The organism is Actinomyces ruminis (assembly GCF_002154335.2).
Lineage (GTDB): Bacteria > Actinomycetota > Actinomycetes > Actinomycetales > Actinomycetaceae > Actinomyces > Actinomyces ruminis.
Genome location: NZ_MTPX02000069.1, coordinates 1 through 15,937, shown reverse-complemented (window position 1 = coordinate 15,937; position 15,937 = coordinate 1). Strand labels below are relative to the sequence as shown.

The window sequence follows — 15,937 nt, the reverse complement described above, 5'->3', positions numbered from 1 at the left end:
CCGGTGGGCAGTACTCCCCGTTTGGGCTGCATCCATAGGCCGATCAGGAGCTTAGAACGAATGAGACTCGCCGATGAGGCCATCACTCCCCGGGCTCCTGCGCGCGAGCCGGAGCCGGTCGCGGCGTGGCCTGACGCGTCTGCTCGTGGGCGAACCGGTTGTATACCAATGACAAGCAGAAGCAGGCCAGGCCGGCCACCAGCAGCGCCAGGATCTGGGTGAGCGAGTTCCCGCCGGCCAGATCCAGCACCGCGAGCTTGACCACCACCAGCATCACCAGCGTCAGCCCGTAGTGGCGCAGCGCGACCGCCCGCGTCCGGAAGCCGAGCACGATGCCGCCCGCGCCGGTCGCCAGCACCAGCGCCGTCACCAGCATGGAAGTCGGTGAGGCACCGGTGAGGATCATCACCGACCACCACAGTGCCACGCTGAGCGAGATGGCGACGGCCGTGCCCGCGCCGGCGCGCCGCAGCCAGGGCAGCAGCAGGCGAGCACCTGCCACCGCGAGCGCCAGGCCCAGGAACACCAGCGGCACCGCTACCAGCGTGGCGTCCGCACGCGCCAGGGTGACGACCGACTGCAGGCACAGCAAGGCGAAGCCACCCATCCGATCACCGGGGTGCTGGGACGCGTGGCGTGTGCGGCCCCGTCGCCCCCTCGAGCTCACCGGCGCGTGCCCCCGAGACGAGTGCGAGGGGAGTGCATTGCCCGGTGAACAGCCCCAGGCCCGCCAGCGCCAGGGCGCACACGCCACCTACCAGCGGCGCCACGGCGCCGCCCGGAGCTAGCCGCGCAACCAGCGCGGGTGCGACCACCACCAGATCCGCGCCGATCAGCCATACGGCCGCGGTCAACCAATCGGCACGAGCTTGCCGCGCAGGTTCGGAAACCGGGGCGGTGCCGAGCCGGCTTTCCAGCAGCAGACTCAGGCCGACGGCGGCGACCACCGTGAGGAGGGCGAGTCCGACGACGTCCTGGCTCATCTGCACCCGAGCGGCGAGCGCGAATGCCGGCAGCCCCGCCAGCGGCAGAATCAGGACCGGCGCGGCTTGCCCGACGCGCACCACCGGGACGCCGGCCAACCCCACCGCCAGCACCGCAGGCAGGAGCAGACGAGGCTCCACCGTGAAGACGGCGGCACCAAGGCCCACCATCGCCCCCAGGTTCACGCCGGCCACGTTCTGCGGCCAGGGACCATCCTCCCGGTTGGGGAGCAGCGCCACGGTCGACACGGTCGCGGCGACCAGGAGCACCCCCGCGGTGAGGCTACGAGTCGCCGGCGGGGTCGTGGGATCCAGCCCGAGGTGCAGCGCCGCGAGGATCATGGTCACGCCTACCGCGCCCCACACCCAAGCGGCGGCGTTGCGTGCGGCCACGCGGGACAGCAGCCGCCCGGAGTGATGCGCCTGAAGCAGTAGCACCACGGCGGGCAGGCACCGCAGGGCGACGCCGGTCGCGCCTCAGCGCGCAGCAGCACGGCCGGACCGAGCACCAGGCCACCGCCGTCACCACCATGGCGGTGGCGGGCAGCCACGCTGCCAGGCGCATGCGTTGCGCGTAGTGCGCCAGCAGCGCGGACACCACCGCCAGCGCGACGAGGTAGCCATTCACGAGCGCCCAAATCAGCGCCGCCCGCCCGGGATACGCATTGGCCTGCACCCACGCGAAACCGACGGTGACTAGGGCGCCTAGGGCTGAGACCACGGCGGTGAAGAACTGCCCAGCGGTCCAGGACACCAGCAGCAGCACGAACCCCCAGGCGGCCATCAGCGCTATGGCCACAGAGGTTTGCAGGTCCACGAGCAGAACCGCACCAATGATGGTCACGAAGCCCAGTGCTCCGCCGGTGCCGGTAATGGCGGCCGCCGCGATCTGTTGGCGAGGTCGGTTCTCCGCCAGCGTGGTTCCCGCCGAGACCATGGCCAGGGAGAGCAGAGCCAGGCCGATAACCTTCCAAGCGTCGGAAATCTGGTCCCAGGCCAGCGCGATGAGGCTGACCGCAGCCAGCAGCACCAACAGTGCCGCCGCGCCGGACAGCAGGTAGGAGCCCAGGTTGCCCTCCGCTGTGGAGGCATCTGGCCGGCGGGCGGGGCTGCGGCGCCGGGGGAGTACGGCGGCGGCGCTGCTTGTGACGCCGGCTGCGGCTGTGGGGACGCGTACGGATCGGGACCGTAGGGATCGGGAACGTAGGGGTCGAACGAGACGTTGGGCGCCGTCGGTGCTTCCGCCGCGGACGCCGTTGCCCGTGGGAATCCCGTGCGTGTGGCACCGGGCCGACTGGGGACGGGCCGTGAGGACGAGTCGGGGCCGGACGACAGCCGGGCGAGAATGCTCTCCAATCCGTCTACCTTGCGCTCGAGGGCGGCCAGGCGGACACGCAACTCCTCGACCTGTGCACTGTCGTAGTGCTCCATGGGTCAAGGATCCGGCAAGATCGCGGAGTTGTCACGACTTTGATACGGAGACTTGGACGCGGTGGGATAGCCTTTGCCCATGAGCACCACTGGATTGGCCGCCGCCCAGGCGAAGATGCGCGACGCCGGCGTCGCGGAGCAGGCCATCGACGTTTTCAGCCACTACTACCGTGCGCTCGAGGAAGGCGCCACCGGACTCGTCCCCGAAGACACCATCGAGCCGCTCACACAGATCGACTCGATCGACGACGTTCAGGTCGACGAGGCCGCCGCCCGTGAGGCGCTGAGCAAGACCGTCCTGATCAAGCTCAACGGCGGACTGGGCACCTCCATGGGCATGGACCGCGCCAAGTCACTGCTGCCCGTGCGCGACGGCAAGAGCTTCCTGGACCTGCTGGTGGACCAGGTCATGGCCGCTCGCGCCCGCTACGATGTCACCCTGCCGCTGATCTTCATGGACTCCTTCCGCACCCGTGAGGACACGCTCGCGGCCCTCGCCGCTCACCCGGGCATCGAGGTGGAGGGCATCCCACTGGACTTCCTGCAGAACCGGGAGCCCAAGCTGCGTGCCGACGATCTGACTCCCGTCGAATGGGAGGCGGACCCGAGCCTGGAGTGGTGCCCACCCGGCCACGGTGACATCTACACCGCCCTGGTCGCTTCCGGCGTGCTGGACACACTCCTGGAGCGCGGCTACAAGTACGCGATGACCTCCAACTCGGACAACCTGGGTGCGGCCCCGAGTGCCCGCATCGCCGGCTGGTTCGCCGCCTCCGGCGCCCCCTACGCGCCCGAGATGTGCCGCCGCACCCCCGCCGACGTCAAGGGCGGGCACCTGGCGGTGCGCAAGGCGGACGGTCGCATCATCTTGCGTGACACCGCCCAGACCCCGCCGGAGGAGATGCACTACTTCACCGACCAGTTCCGCCACCCCTTCTTCCACACCAACAACCTCTGGTTCGACCTGGAGGTACTGCGGGACACGCTGACCGAGCGCGACGGCATCCTGGGGTTGCCGCTGATCCGCAACGAGAAGACCGTGGATCCCGCCGACCCCGACTCGACGCCGGTCATTCAGCTGGAGACCGCCATGGGCGCGGCCGTGGAGGCCTTCGACGGCGCCACCGCCGTGGAGGTGCCGCGTAGCCGGTTCCTGCCGGTCAAGACCACCAATGACCTGCTGCTGGTGCGCTCGGACGTGTATGAGGTCGATGCCGACGGGCTGCTGCAGCAGGTGCCCGAGCAGGCCTGCGTGGTGAACCTGGACTCGCGCTACTACAAGCGTATCGCCGACTTCGAGGCGCGTTTCCCGCACGGCGTCCCCTCCATCCGGGAGGCGAGCAGCCTGACGGTGCGGGGCGACTGGACCTTCGGGGCCGGCGTCGTCGCCACGGGTGACGCGGCCGTGCCCGAGGAGGGCGCGCCCGGAGTGGTCGCCGACGGCGCCCGGCTGGCCTGAACTGCCCGACGGCGGCTTAGTCGGCGCCCGGGCATACGCGGGCGCCGGTCCGTGCTTCACCCGCGCTTCCATCTCAAATACGCGAGTTTTAGAGCTTTGCATGCGCCCTGCATCTGTAAAGCTCTAAAACTCGTGTCTGTGACGCAAACACGTGTTCACGACAGCGGCATGCCGGCCCGTTTGACGTCGACGCGTCGGCCGAAGACGGGACCGATGCACCCGCGCCTGGAGGGTCCCAGGTAATCGGAGTGCCGAAGGCAAAACATGGGTTGTCGGCGCGAAAGTGGTGCTTAGGTATGAATCGTCCCGTGTTTTGCACGACCTCGGGCCGCGTTCCACGACCTTGGTGTGTGTTGCACGACCACCCCGGGGTCGTGGAAGGCTCACCAAGGTCGTGCAGTGTCGCCCAAGGTCGTGTAAAGCCACCCCAGCCCCCACGCTGGACACCACCACTTTCACAAACGCTGGACCGGACGAGCCAACTAACGCCCCGCGACACGCCCGAACCGCACACACATTCGCGCCGATAACCCCCGATGGTCCCGACAAGCTGCACCGCTTGAGCCTGTGCATGCGTGAGGCCCCGGACCGTCTGGTCCGGGGCCCCACATGCTTCCGGTGGGCGATACTGGAATCGAACCAGTGACCTCCTCGGTGTGAACGAGGCGCTCTAGCCCCTGAGCCAATCGCCCGGTGCGGTGCAGACATTAGCGGGACCGATGCCCTTGCGGCAAACGCTGAACCGGTGAGGTGGATCACCGTCCGCGCATTTGCCACCTGGCCGGGGCTGGATGTTATGGTTCAGCCGCGCTCAGGGGAACGCATGAGCCCCAAGGCGATGTACATGCGGATGTGGCTCAGTTGGTAGAGCATCACCTTGCCAAGGTGAGGGTCGCGGGTTCGAGTCCCGTCATCCGCTCCGAGGAGCCGGGTTCCTCCCAGCATCTCACTGGTGGGTTGGCCGAGAGGTTAGGCACCGGCCTGCAAAGCCGTTTACACCGGTTCGAATCCGGTACCCACCTCGGGCGATTGGCGCAGCGGGAGCGCGCTTCCCTGACACGGAAGAGGTCACTGGTTCGATCCCAGTATCGCCCACCAGCGCCCTTACTCCTCCCGCCGATCAGTCCGCCGGGAACCAGTCGCCCAGCACTCGCAACACGCCGTCGTCGTCGTTGGCGGGCGCCATGAAGCGGGCGGCGCTGCGAGCGGCGGCGGAGGCGTTGGCCATGGCAATCCCATAGCCAACCCGACCGAGCATCTCCGCATCGTTTCCGGAGTCACCGAAGGCCGCTACCTGAGTCGGGGCCAGGCCCCAGTGGCCCAGCAGCACCCCCAGCCCGGAGGCCTTGTGCCGCCCGGGCACGATCAGGTCCACGCTGTCATGCCCCGACACGACCGGCACCATTGCCCCACCCAACGCCTCGGTCAACCGGTCCAGGAAGGCCTGCGGAAAGCCGCGCCCGTCCACCAGCGCGATCTTGGAAACCCGACGACCGTTGATGTCCGCGGTGCGCGCCACGTACCGGAACCGCGGGTGGTAGAACGTGAGTAGCTTCCTCATCTCAGGGGTCTCCGACTCCCGCAGGTAAGCGCCGTCGGGACCGGAGGCGACGAAGCTGAGTCCGTCCACGCCGTCGAGCACCGCCAGTACTCGCTCCAGTGCGTCCGTAGGCACGTGCGTCTCCAGGAGCCGGACGCCGTCTGCCATGACAATCGCCCCGTTGTCGGACACGACGCCGTCTGGGGCCAGACCATCCGCGTCCGGGAAGAAGCCGAGCAACTGCGCCTCCTGATTGCCGGAGGCGACCACGAAGCGCACCCCGGCCTCGCGCATCCGGCGGCGCAAAGGCGCGAAGCAGGCCCGGTCGTAGGTGGAGCCGGTGCGCAGGAAAGTGCCGTCCATATCCACCGCCACCAGCCGCAGATCCGCCGGGCGTCGCAGTGGGGGAGCAGGTGCTGCGGAGTCGCTTGCGCCGGTGAGGGGCGTCGACTCGGAAAGGGGAATGCTCGCGGAGGTCATCTCAAAGCTCCTCAGTCGAGCTCAGGAATCAGGCCGAGGCGCACAAAGGCCCTGGCCAGGCCGTCGTCCTCGACGTCGTCGGTCACCAGGTCCGCGGACGCCTTCACCTCCGGGGCGGCGTTGCCCATGGCCACGCCCACCCCGCAGTGCCGCAACATGCCCACATCCACCGCGCCGTCCCCGAAGGCGACGGCGTCGGCGGGGGAGAGGCCCAGATGGCGGAGCAGCACGTCGATCGCCTCCACCTTGTTGGCCGCCGGCAGGGCGACGTCTCCGAACAACGCCTCGTGTCCGCGGCCACCCCAGGTGCCGACCAGCAGCCCGGGGAAGGCTGCCCGCGCCGCCTCGACGTCCTCCGGCCCGGACAGCACGAAGCTGATCTTGTTGACATCGTCGCGCACCAGCTCATCGGTGAGCGTAAGCCCCGTCAGTACATCGGTGGCCTCCACATCGCCGGCGTCGGCGCGCCCCTTGCCGGCGGCATAGGCGCGGATGGCGTCGCGGGCGGCGTCCGGGAAGGACGGCGGCGCGTACAGACCCGAGTTGGCCTCCAGGTAGAAGGTCAGCCCGCGCGCCTGCAGCCATGTCACGATTCGCTCGCACTCGTCGCGTGAAAGGTGACGGTGCAGCAGCACCTCGCCGTTGTCCTCCACGTAGGCGCCGTTGCCGCCGATCATGCCGTCCAGACCGATGTTCCAGATGCGCTCGGGCATCTCCGCCCGGGAGCGCCCGGTGGTCACGTAGACGCGGTGTCCGGCGCCGCGGGCGCACCGGATCGCCCGGACGGCCGAGTCGGGCAGCACATTCGTATAGGTCACCAGGGTGCCGTCCACATCCAGCAGCACGACGCGAGGGTGCGGGGACCGTGAGGAGACCGGAGTCTGGGCGCCGGGAGCGGATTCGGCAAGGGGCGGTGCGGACACGAGGTACTCCTGGACTGGGCAAGGGTTTATGCGGGGCGATGGACGCCACGTCTCGGTGCCAACAGGGCGGTGAGACAACGCTCACAGCATAGGCGGCGGCTCGGCGCCGGGCCAGGGCAATTCACGCCAATCCCCATTTCGCCGCGGTCGGTTGCAGCTACGCGCCGCGGTCGGTCGACACGGAGATAGGGTTTCTGCCGTGCCGTCGCCCCTGCCCGAGTCCGCATCATCCGAACTCGCCATAAGTCGCCAAGCCGCGCGGGTAGTGACGCTGGGCACCATTTCGCGCCTGGAGTTCACTCTGCGGGCAACCGCGCTGATGCTATTGGCGGTCTCCGCAGGAGGGAACGCGATCACAACCGCGTTGATCGGTGCGGGGGCGGTGCTTCCCACGGTGCTGATGGGGCCCACGGTTGCTCGAGTCGCGGACCGCTACGGCGCCAGAGGCGCCGCACTATGCGGCATTCTTGCGAATATCCTCCTGTATGCGGCGCTCATCCCGGTGGTGTTGGGCGCGTCGGTCGCCTGGGTGTATTGGGTGTTCTCAACGGGCTTCGGAATTGCCCGTCCGTTCGTCGACAATGCGGTGAATATCCTGATCGTTGAGAGTTCGAGGGCGGCCGCGATTGAGCGAACCAACGGTGTACTGTCCACCGGCCAAAGCCTGGGCGGGATCGCGGGGCCATCACTGGCCGGCACGCTGTTCGCCTGGTCGCGGGTGTTGCCGTTATTCGCCGCGATCGTCTGCGCCGGTGCCGCACTCGCATGTGCATTGCGTATTGCCGGTGCGGTGCGCCCGGAGCACGCCGAGGAGAAGGAGGCGGGATCGTCCTGGCGGCTGTTGCGCGCGAATCGGATGGCGTTGGCGCTCAGCATTAGCGGTTTTCTCTCGAACGTGTTTGCCGGCTGCTATTCGGCGATGATTCCGCTCTACCTGTTGAAGACTGTGCAGATGCCGCCGCAAATCTACGGCGCGAACTCCTCTATTGTTTCGGTCGGCGTGGTGCTGGCCAATACCGCGTACTTGCTCGTCGTTGCGCGCGTGCCCAGCTGGAGGATCGCGGCCTTTGCCGGTGCGCTCAGCGGGATGGCGATGATCGCGATGTCGACGACGCATCTGGTTCCGCTGCTGCTCGTCTGTACCGGGGTCTATGGAATCGGCCTGGGCGGTTGGAACTCGGGCACCTCCAGCGCACTGCTTCGAGCCGCACGGGGGCCGGGACTGCACGGCATCACCACCCTGTACCGCTCGATCGTCTTCGCCGGTGCGCCCCTGGGCAGCGGACTGGGAGCCTTAATGGGATCACTCAGCCGGCATGGGGCGTACTTACGGCGGGAGTCGGGACAGCCGCATGTGCCGGTGTCCTGGCAGCGATGGCGGGAGGTGAGCGCGGGGCGGAGCGGATGGTCGCATAGGCTCTTGCCATGGCCGACCCGTCGACATACCGTCCCGCCACCGGTGACATCCCGACGTCGCCGGGCGTCTATCGGTTCCTGGACGCCGAGGGCCGCGTCATCTACGTCGGCAAGGCCAAGAACCTGCGGGCCCGCCTGAGCAACTACTTCCAGGACCTGGCCGCCCTGCACCCGCGCACGCAGAAGATGGTGACCACCGCCTGCGCGGTGGAGTGGACGGTGGTGTCCACCGAGGTGGAGTCCCTGGCCCTGGAGTACTCCTGGATCAAGGAGTTCAACCCGCGCTTCAATGTCAAGTACAAGGACGACAAGTCCTACCCGTACCTGGCGGTCACCATGCAGGAGACCTTCCCCCGGGCGCAGATCGTCCGCGGCGCCCGTCGCCCCGGCGTGCGCTACTTCGGGCCCTTCGTGCAGGTGTGGTCCATCCGGGAGACCCTCGACCAGCTGCTGCGCGTCTTCCCCATCCGCTCCTGCTCGGCCGGCGTATTCAAGCGCGCCCACGCCTCCGGCCGCCCCTGCCTGCTGGGCTACATCGACAAGTGCTCCGCCCCCTGCGTGGGACGCATCAGCCCCGCCGACCACCGGGCGCTGGCCGAGGACTTCTGCGCCTTCATGGCCGGGCGCACCGGCCCCTACCTGCGGGAGGTCGAGGCGCAGATGCGGGCCGCCGCCCAGGCCCTCGACTTCGAGAAGGCGGCCCGCCTGCGCGACGACGCCGAGGCCCTGAAGAAGGTCATCGAGCAGAACGCGGTGGTGCTGCCGGAGGCCACCGACGTGGACGTGTTCGCGCTCGCCCGCGACGAGCTCACCGCTGCCGTGCAGGTGTTCCACGTGCGCGGCGGGCGGGTGCGCGGCCAGCGCGGCTGGGTAATCGACCTGGTTGAGGACGCCACCGACGCCGAGCTCATCGAGCGGCTCCTCCAACAGGTCTACTCCGATCTGCTCGATCCGGCCGACGACGCCGCCAACGCCCCCACCGGGACCGCCGTCGGCGCCCCCGCGCGCTCGGGCCCCACCACCTCCCTCGCGTCGGTGCCGCGCCCCGGCCGCACCCCTGGAGCGCACGGCCGCCGAGAACGGCGCCCGCACCGGGGGCCGCGAGCGGGGTGCCACCAGCGTCGACGACGTCACCCACACCGCCACCACCGCGGTGCCAAGGGAGATCCTCGTGCCCGCGCTGCCTCTCGACGCCGAGGCCGTGCGTGACTGGCTGACCGGCCTGCGCGGCGCCAAGGTAGAGCTGCGCGTGCCCCTGCGCGGCGACAAGGCCGCCCTGATGGACAACGTGCGCAAGAACGCCGAGGAGGCACTGCGCCAGCACAAGACCCGCCGCGCCGGCGACCTCACCCAGCGCTCGCAGGCGCTGGAGGAGCTCGCCGAGGCGCTGGACCTGCCTGAGGCGCCCCTGCGGGTGGAGTGCTACGACATCTCCCACACGCAGGGCAGCTACCAGGTCGGTTCCATGGTCGTCTTCGAGGACGGCGCCCCCAAGAAGTCCGACTACCGGCGCTTCGTCATTCGCGGCCGGGACGGCTCCGGCGCCGTCGACGACACCGCCGCCATGCACGAGGTACTCACCCGCCGCTTCAAGCGGCTGCTGGCCGAGCAGAACGCACCCGGCCCGGTATCCGGCTCCGTGCCGGCCGACGTCGGCGGGGAGTACGTGGAGGAGGCAGCCGACGACGTCGTCCCGGAGGCTGCCGACGGTGCGTCGGCGGGGGCGGCAACTGCCGCGGACGGTGCTGTCGGAGTGCCCGTTTCCGGCCCCGTCGACCCGGACACCGGCCGCCCCCGCCGCTTCTCCTACATGCCCGGGCTCGTCGTCGTCGACGGCGGCCTGCCGCAGGTCAACGCCGCCCGGGCCGTGCTGGACGAGCTGGGCGTGGATGTACCCCTGGTCGGCCTGGCCAAACGCCTGGAGGAGGTGTGGGTGCCGGGGGAGGAGTTCCCGATCGTGCTGCCGCGCACCTCGCCCGCCCTGTACCTGCTGCAGTACCTGCGCGACGAGTCCCACCGCTTCGCCATCACCCACCACCGTAAGAAGCGCTCTGCGGGCATGACCCGCTCCGTGCTCGACTCCATCCCGGGGCTCGGGCCCGCCCGCCAGGCGGCGCTGCTGAAGGAGTTCGGCTCGGTCAAGCGCATCCGGGCCGCCTCCGCCGAGCAGATCGCCGCTGTCAAGGGCATCGGCCCGAACCTGGCCGCCACCATTCAGCAGCGTCTGGCCGGTGGGGACCAGGCCGGACAGGCCACCGGGGACACGGCGCGGCCGATGCCCGCTGCGGCGCCGTCGGATCGGTGACACAATCCTGTAGGTGGAGATCCTGCGGGTGTTCAACAACAACGTGATCCTGGCCCGCGACGAGCTGGGACGCGAGGCGGTCCTGACCGGCCGCGGCCTCGGCTTCCAGCGCAAGCCGGGCCAGGAGGTCGACGCCTCCCAGGTGGTACGGCGCTACGTGCTGGCGCAGAACGCGGAGAGCGTCGGTGAGGTGATGGCGGCGATCCCGCTGGAGCGCATCGCCCTGATCGAACGCACCTTCCGCGCCGCTGCACGCGACCTGGGCACCACCGTGCCCTCCTCCACGATTGTGGCCGTCGTCGACCACGTCAACCAGGCCATGGAACGGCTGGCCGCGGGCATCGTCATGGAGTATCCGCTGCGCGCCGAGGCCGCCCACTTGCACCCCCACGAGCTGCACCTGGCCGAGCGCATGGTCGCCGAGCTCAACCGCGCCCAGGAGATCCAACTGCCCGACGGCGAGGCCGTCGCCCTGGCCCTGCACCTGTTCACCGCCGCCGTGGGCGCCCCCTCCACCCAGGAGGCGGTCGCCCAGTCGCGGCTGATCCGCCAGATCATGGACCTGCTGGTGAGCACTTACGGGGATGACTTCGACATCGAGTCGATCAACGCCGCCCGCTTCATCGCCCACCTGCGCTACTTCCTGGCCCGCGCCCGCACCAACCAGGTGGAGGACGGAATCGCCGTTGCCGTGGCCCGGGTGCTGCGTCACGACCGGCCGCACGCCTACCAGGTCGCCCTGCGCGTCAAGGAATTGCTGGAGCTTCGCCTGGGCCTGACCGTCTCCGACGACGAGACCGCTACCTGACCATGCACGTTGCTCGCCTGGAGGCCGGGATCGGCCAGTGAGACCGTAGCTTGTGACTAAGGGCACGTCAGGTTGCCCTGTTCGCCTCCCGCGGCAGGCGGTTACAGTTCTCCTGAGCCCCAACCAGGGGCACAGGATTGTGACCCGCAAGGGGCAAGACCTGAGACGGTTTCGCAGGTGTCTGCGTTGCCGGCTCGGGTCTTTTTTGTTTTCCCGGCCGCTTGCGGACTACAGGATCGAGGAGGATCTGCATGGCAAAGATCGACTATGCGGCGCTGGCGCCGGACCTGCTGGAAAAAGTCGGCGGGCAGGACAACGTCAGCTCGCTCTCCCACTGCGCCACCCGGCTGCGCTTCGTGCTGAAGGACGAGTCCAAGGCCAACACCGACGCCATCAAGGACACCTCGGGTGTCGTCACCGTGGTGCAGGCCGGCGGCCAGTACCAGGTGGTGATCGGCAACGACGTCCCAGAGGTCTACGACGCCCTCATGAACCGGCTCGGACCGGTCGGCGGCGGCGACGAGGCCCCGGCGGAGCACAAGAACCCACTGGACGCCTTCATCGCCCTCATCTCCGGCATCTTCTCCCCGATGCTGTGGACCCTGGCGGGAACCGGTCTGTTCAAGGCCTTCCTAGCCATGTTCGTCACCTTCGGCTGGATCAGCGACACCAGCGACACCTACACGGTGCTGTACGCGGCCTCCGACGCCTTCATGAACTTCCTGCCGCTGGTCCTGGCGGTGACCGCCGCCCGCCACTTCAAGGCCAACCAGTTCACCGCCATGGCCATCGCCGGCGCCCTGGTGTACCCGTCGATCATCGCCATGAACGACGGCGGCTCTCACACCTTCCTCGGCATTCCGCTGATCATCATGAGCTACACCAGCTCCGTCATCCCGATCATCGTCTCGGTGTGGGTGCAGAGCCACTTCGAGCGATGGCTGATGCGCGTGATCCCCAGCGCCTTTCGCAACTTCATGACCCCCTGGATCGTGGTGCTGGTAATGGTGCCGCTGACCCTGCTCACCATCGGCCCGGCCACCACCTACCTCGCCAACGGCGTCGCCGCCGCCGTGCAGTGGCTGTTCAACACGGTGCCGCTCCTGGGCGGCGCGGTCATGGGCGGCCTGTGGCAGGTCTTCGTCATGTTCGGTTTGCACTGGGGGCTGGTGCCCATCATGACCCAGGAGATCACCTCCAACGGCTACTCCGTGCTCTACGGCCCCATTGAGGCCGCCGTCCTCGCCCAGGCCGCCGCCGGCCTGGCCGTCATGCTCCGTACCCGCGACCGGAAGACCCGCGAGTTGGCCGGTCCGGCCTCGCTGTCCGGCTTCCTCGCCGGCGTCACCGAGCCCATCATCTACGGCGTCAACCTGCCCCGTAAGCTGCCCTTCTACTTCGGCATCGTCGGCGGCGCCATCGGTGGCGCTCTGGGCGCCATCGCCGGCGGCCGCGTGGAGCAGGCCGGCGTGTTCCCCTCCCTCATCGGCCTCCCGGCCTACTTGTCCACCCCCAACTTCGTGCTGTGTTGATCGGCGTACTCCTCGCCGTCACCATCGCCTTCCTGCTGACCTTCTTCTTCGGCGTGAAGGACGACCCCGACGCCGTCGCCGATGAGGAGGACGACGCCGCTGCGCCCGCCGCCGCGGACCCGGCGGGGCCGGTCGGTGACATTGACGTGTTCCTGACCGCCCCGCTGCCCGGACGCGTGATCGCCGTCGAGGACATCCCCGACCCGGTGTTCTCCTCCGGCGTCATGGTCAGGGCGTCGGCATCATCCCCACCTCCGGCCGCGTGGTCGCCCCCGTGGCGGGCGAGGTCGTGGTCACGGTGGACTCCGGCCACGCCATCGGCCTCAAGACCGACGACGGCGTGGAGGTGCTCGTCCACGTCGGCATCGACACCGTCAACATGGAGGGCAAGGGCTTCACCCAGCACGTGTCCAAGGGACAGCGCGTGCAAGCCGGCGACCTGCTGCTCGAGGCGGACCTGCCCGCCATTGAGGAGGCCGGCCACTCCACCACCACCGCCGTGCTCGTCACCAACTCCGCCAACCACAAGGCCGTCACCTCGCCGGCGACCGGCAACACCGTGGACGCCGGTGACACCGTCATCGTGGTCAGCAAGTGAGCGGCGCCCCCAAGACCTACGAGAAAGGACATTCCATGACCACCTCAACCACCCCCGCCACCTTCCCCGACGGCTTCCTGTGGGGCGGGGCGCTGGCCGCCAACCAGTACGAGGGCGCCTACGACGCCGACGGCAAGGGCCTGAGCGTCCAGGACGTCATGCCCCAGGGCATCGTCGGCCCCCGCACCGAGGCCCCCACCCCGGACAACCTCAAACTGGTGGGCATCGACTTCTACCACCGCTACGCCGAGGACATCGCCTTGCTGGCCGAGATGGGCTTCAAGGTCTTCCGCTTCTCCATCGCCTGGTCGCGCATCTTCCCCAAGGGGGATGAGACCGAGCCGAACGAGGCCGGCCTGGCCTTCTACGACCGGGTCCTGGACGAGCTGGAGAAGTACGGCATCGAGCCGCTGGTGACCATCAGCCACTACGAGACCCCGCTGCATCTGGCACGCGAGTACAACGGCTGGGCCGACCGGCGCATGATCGGCTTCTTCGAGCGCTACGCCCGCACCCTGTTCGAGCGCTACGGCAAGCGGGTCAAGTACTGGCTGACCTTCAACGAGATCAACTCCGTGCTCCACGAGCCTTCATGTCCGGCGGCATCAACACGCCCAAGGAGGAGCTCAGCGAGCAGGACCTGTACCAGGCGATCCACCATGAGCTGGTGGCCTCCGCCTCCGTCACTCGCATCGCCCACGAGGTCAATCCCGACCTCAAGGTCGGCTGCATGATCCTGGCGATCCCCTTCTACCCGCTCACCCCGGACCCGCGGGACGTGTGGGCCGCCAAGCAGGCCGAGCGGGACAATTACGCCTTCGGTGACGTGCACGTGCGCGGCACCTACCCCGGCTACTTCCTGCGCAAGCTGCGGGACAAGGGCGTTGAGCTGGACATTACCGAGGAGGATCGCCGTACCCTGGCGGAGCACACGGTCGACTTCGTGTCCTTCTCCTACTACATGTCCTCCTGCGAGACCGCCACCCAGGAGCGCGAGTCCGGCGGCGGCAACCTCATGGGCGGCGTCGTCAACCCCACCCTGGAGGTGTCTCAGTGGGGCTGGGCGATCGACCCGCGCGGCCTGCGCACCATCCTGAACGACTACTGGGACCGCTGGGGCAAGCCCCTGTTCATCGTGGAGAACGGCCTGGGGGCCCGCGACGAGCTGGTAACCGGCCCTGACGGCACGCCGACCGTCGAGGACGACTACCGGATCAACTACATGAACGACCACCTGGTCCAGGTGCGTGAGGCCATCGCCGACGGCGTGCAGGTCATGGGCTACACCTCCTGGGGCTGCATCGACTGCGTGTCCGCCTCCACCGCCCAGCTGTCCAAGCGCTACGGCCTGGTTTACGTGGACCGCAACGACGACGGCACCGGCACGCTGGCGCGCTACCGCAAGCGCTCCTTCGGCTGGTACAGGGACGTCATCGCCTCCAACGGCGCCACCCTGAAGGTCTGAACGACCGGGAGAGCAGTTGCGGCCGCAGTCGGCTCGCGGCGCGTGCACCGGGCACTGGGTAGTCTGTGCCGATGCCCGAAGAACGCGCCCCGTTGAGCCGGCTGCGGCTGCTGCCGTTGCGGCTGGTCCAGTTCACCGCCATTCAGCTGGCCTGCTGCGCCTTCCCGATCGCCGTGTTCGCGGGCATGGCGGTCTCTGTGCTCGTCTGGAACCGGGTTGACATGCCCTTGGCCCGCTACGATGCGCTGCTCATCTACGTGATCGTGGTGCAGATCGCCTTCGTGGCGCTGAAACTCGAGACCGGACGCGAACTGGCGGTGATCTGCGCCTTTCACCTGATCGGCCTGGCGCTGGAGATATTCAAGGTGCACGTCGGGTCCTGGACCTACCCGGACGCCGGCGTGGTGCGTCTGGGCGGGGTACCGATCTTCTCGGGCTTCATGTACGCGTCGGTCGGATCCTATATTTGCCAGGCGTTTCGACGCTTCGACCTGCGCATCTCCGACTTCCGCCGCGGGCCGGTGACGGTACTGGCGGTGGCCGCCTACGCGAACTTCTACACCCACCACTTCATCTGGGACCTGCGCTGGGCCGTGGCCGTCGGCTTCATCCTGGCCCTGTGGGGCTCCGCGGCGCACTTCACCGTCGGCGGTGACCGCTACCGCATGCCCACCGCCCTGTCATTCGTACTCATCGGGGTCTTCCTGTGGCTGGCGGAGAACATCGGCACATTCCTCAACGCCTGGCGCTACCCCGATCAGCAGACCGGGTGGCACCTGGTGCATGTAGGCAAGCTCGGCAGCTGGGCGCTGCTGGTCACCCTCAGCTTCGTGCTGGTGGCCGCCGTCAAGGCGGAGGAGGGCGTGCGCTACGGCGACGGCGCGGCCCGGGTCACCGCGCCGCAGCGGACTCGCCGGCCTCGCCTCCGCTCGCGGCGTCGGCCCGCATCACGGTAATGGCCCCGGCTGCCGCCCCGCGCCGCCTCGCGCGCAACCTC

At 68.8% G+C, this 15,937-nt stretch carries 11 protein-coding genes, 4 tRNA genes and 2 pseudogenes; 11 read left to right on the top strand and 6 right to left on the bottom strand.

Annotation, left to right across the window (positions count from 1 at the left end; translation table 11 throughout):
* Nucleotides 1–82: 82 nt before the first annotated feature.
* Genes BW737_RS12860 through BW737_RS12850 form a run of 3 tightly spaced genes read right to left on the bottom strand, consistent with a single transcriptional unit; the run spans nucleotide 83 to nucleotide 2,016 of the window.
* Nucleotides 83–607 (bottom strand): DUF2339 domain-containing protein, encoded by a 525-nt coding sequence (locus BW737_RS12860; RefSeq protein WP_086615578.1) that lies wholly within the window; start codon nucleotides 605–607, stop codon nucleotides 83–85.
* A gap of 4 nt (nucleotides 608–611) precedes the next feature.
* A complete protein-coding gene (locus BW737_RS12855; protein WP_143233390.1) occupies nucleotides 612–1,376 on the bottom strand; it encodes a hypothetical protein in 765 nt (254 codons plus the stop codon).
* Entirely contained in the window at nucleotides 1,267–2,016 is a 750-nt protein-coding gene (locus BW737_RS12850; RefSeq protein ID WP_099330387.1) for a hypothetical protein, read from the bottom strand. The genes BW737_RS12855 and BW737_RS12850 overlap by 110 nt, the downstream gene beginning before the upstream one ends.
* 477 nt (nucleotides 2,017–2,493) lie before the next feature.
* Here BW737_RS12850 and BW737_RS12845 point away from each other — a divergent pair, with 477 nt between their 5' ends.
* Nucleotides 2,494–3,873 (top strand): UTP--glucose-1-phosphate uridylyltransferase, encoded by a 1,380-nt coding sequence (locus BW737_RS12845; RefSeq protein ID WP_086615581.1) that lies wholly within the window; start codon nucleotides 2,494–2,496, stop codon nucleotides 3,871–3,873.
* A gap of 619 nt (nucleotides 3,874–4,492) precedes the next feature.
* Here BW737_RS12845 and BW737_RS12840 read toward each other — a convergent pair.
* A tRNA-Val gene (locus BW737_RS12840) sits at nucleotides 4,493–4,565 on the bottom strand.
* Between the two features lie 154 nt (nucleotides 4,566–4,719).
* Between BW737_RS12840 and BW737_RS12835 the strand changes: the two genes are divergently transcribed.
* The 3 genes from BW737_RS12835 to BW737_RS12825 all read left to right on the top strand — a co-directional run bounded on the left by BW737_RS12835 (nucleotide 4,720) and on the right by BW737_RS12825 (nucleotide 4,971).
* Nucleotides 4,720–4,792, top strand: a tRNA-Gly gene (locus BW737_RS12835).
* 32 nt (nucleotides 4,793–4,824) lie between these two features.
* Nucleotides 4,825–4,895 (top strand) — tRNA-Cys (locus BW737_RS12830).
* A gap of 1 nt (nucleotide 4,896) precedes the next feature.
* Nucleotides 4,897–4,971, top strand: a tRNA-Val gene (locus BW737_RS12825).
* Nucleotides 4,972–4,993: 22 nt separating this feature from the next.
* On the opposite strand, the gene BW737_RS12820 is transcribed toward BW737_RS12825, so the two are convergent.
* Together BW737_RS12820 and BW737_RS12815 are read right to left on the bottom strand one after the other, a co-directional pair.
* Nucleotides 4,994–5,893, bottom strand: coding sequence for an HAD hydrolase family protein (locus BW737_RS12820; protein ID WP_086615582.1), 900 nt, complete (start codon nucleotides 5,891–5,893; stop codon nucleotides 4,994–4,996).
* An 11-nt stretch (nucleotides 5,894–5,904) separates the two neighbouring features.
* A complete protein-coding gene (locus BW737_RS12815) occupies nucleotides 5,905–6,816 on the bottom strand; it encodes a Cof-type HAD-IIB family hydrolase (RefSeq protein WP_086615583.1) in 912 nt (303 codons plus the stop codon).
* Nucleotides 6,817–7,081: 265 nt separating this feature from the next.
* Between BW737_RS12815 and BW737_RS18815 the strand changes: the two genes are divergently transcribed.
* The 7 genes and pseudogenes from BW737_RS18815 to BW737_RS12785 all read left to right on the top strand — a co-directional run bounded on the left by BW737_RS18815 (nucleotide 7,082) and on the right by BW737_RS12785 (nucleotide 15,896).
* The gene (locus BW737_RS18815) at nucleotides 7,082–8,371 is read left to right on the top strand and encodes an MFS transporter (protein WP_143233389.1); all 1,290 of its coding nucleotides are present in this window, start codon (nucleotides 7,082–7,084) and stop codon (nucleotides 8,369–8,371) included.
* Nucleotides 8,281–10,537: pseudogene (uvrC, locus tag BW737_RS12805) on the top strand (excinuclease ABC subunit UvrC). Before BW737_RS18815 ends, uvrC begins: the two are co-directional and overlap by 91 nt.
* 13 nt (nucleotides 10,538–10,550) lie before the next feature.
* Entirely contained in the window at nucleotides 10,551–11,345 is a 795-nt protein-coding gene (locus BW737_RS12800) for a PRD domain-containing protein (RefSeq protein WP_257210830.1), read from the top strand.
* A 251-nt stretch (nucleotides 11,346–11,596) separates the two neighbouring features.
* A complete protein-coding gene (locus BW737_RS12795; protein ID WP_257210829.1) occupies nucleotides 11,597–12,877 on the top strand; it encodes a PTS transporter subunit EIIC in 1,281 nt (426 codons plus the stop codon).
* A gap of 262 nt (nucleotides 12,878–13,139) precedes the next feature.
* Entirely contained in the window at nucleotides 13,140–13,475 is a 336-nt protein-coding gene (locus tag BW737_RS18810) for a PTS sugar transporter subunit IIA (RefSeq protein WP_257210828.1), read from the top strand.
* Between the two features lie 35 nt (nucleotides 13,476–13,510).
* Nucleotides 13,511–14,940, top strand: a pseudogene (locus tag BW737_RS12790) (glycoside hydrolase family 1 protein).
* Between the two features lie 71 nt (nucleotides 14,941–15,011).
* Nucleotides 15,012–15,896 carry a DUF817 domain-containing protein gene (locus tag BW737_RS12785; RefSeq protein WP_086615585.1) on the top strand — a complete coding sequence of 295 codons (885 nt, stop codon included), beginning with the start codon at nucleotides 15,012–15,014 and terminating at the stop codon, nucleotides 15,894–15,896.
* The last annotated feature ends 41 nt before the right edge of the window (nucleotides 15,897–15,937 follow it).

Excerpts from the sequence above, each read along its gene's own strand:
- BW737_RS12785 (WP_086615585.1), top strand. The coding sequence starts at position 15,012 with ATGCCCGAAGAACGCGCCCCGTTGAGCCGGCTGCGGCTGCTGCCGTTG.
- BW737_RS12820 (WP_086615582.1), bottom strand. The coding sequence starts at position 5,893 with ATGACCTCCGCGAGCATTCCCCTTTCCGAGTCGACGCCCCTCACCGGC.
- BW737_RS12845 (WP_086615581.1), top strand. The coding sequence starts at position 2,494 with ATGAGCACCACTGGATTGGCCGCCGCCCAGGCGAAGATGCGCGACGCC.
- BW737_RS12860 (WP_086615578.1), bottom strand. The coding sequence starts at position 607 with ATGGGTGGCTTCGCCTTGCTGTGCCTGCAGTCGGTCGTCACCCTGGCG.
- BW737_RS12795 (WP_257210829.1), top strand. The coding sequence starts at position 11,597 with ATGGCAAAGATCGACTATGCGGCGCTGGCGCCGGACCTGCTGGAAAAA.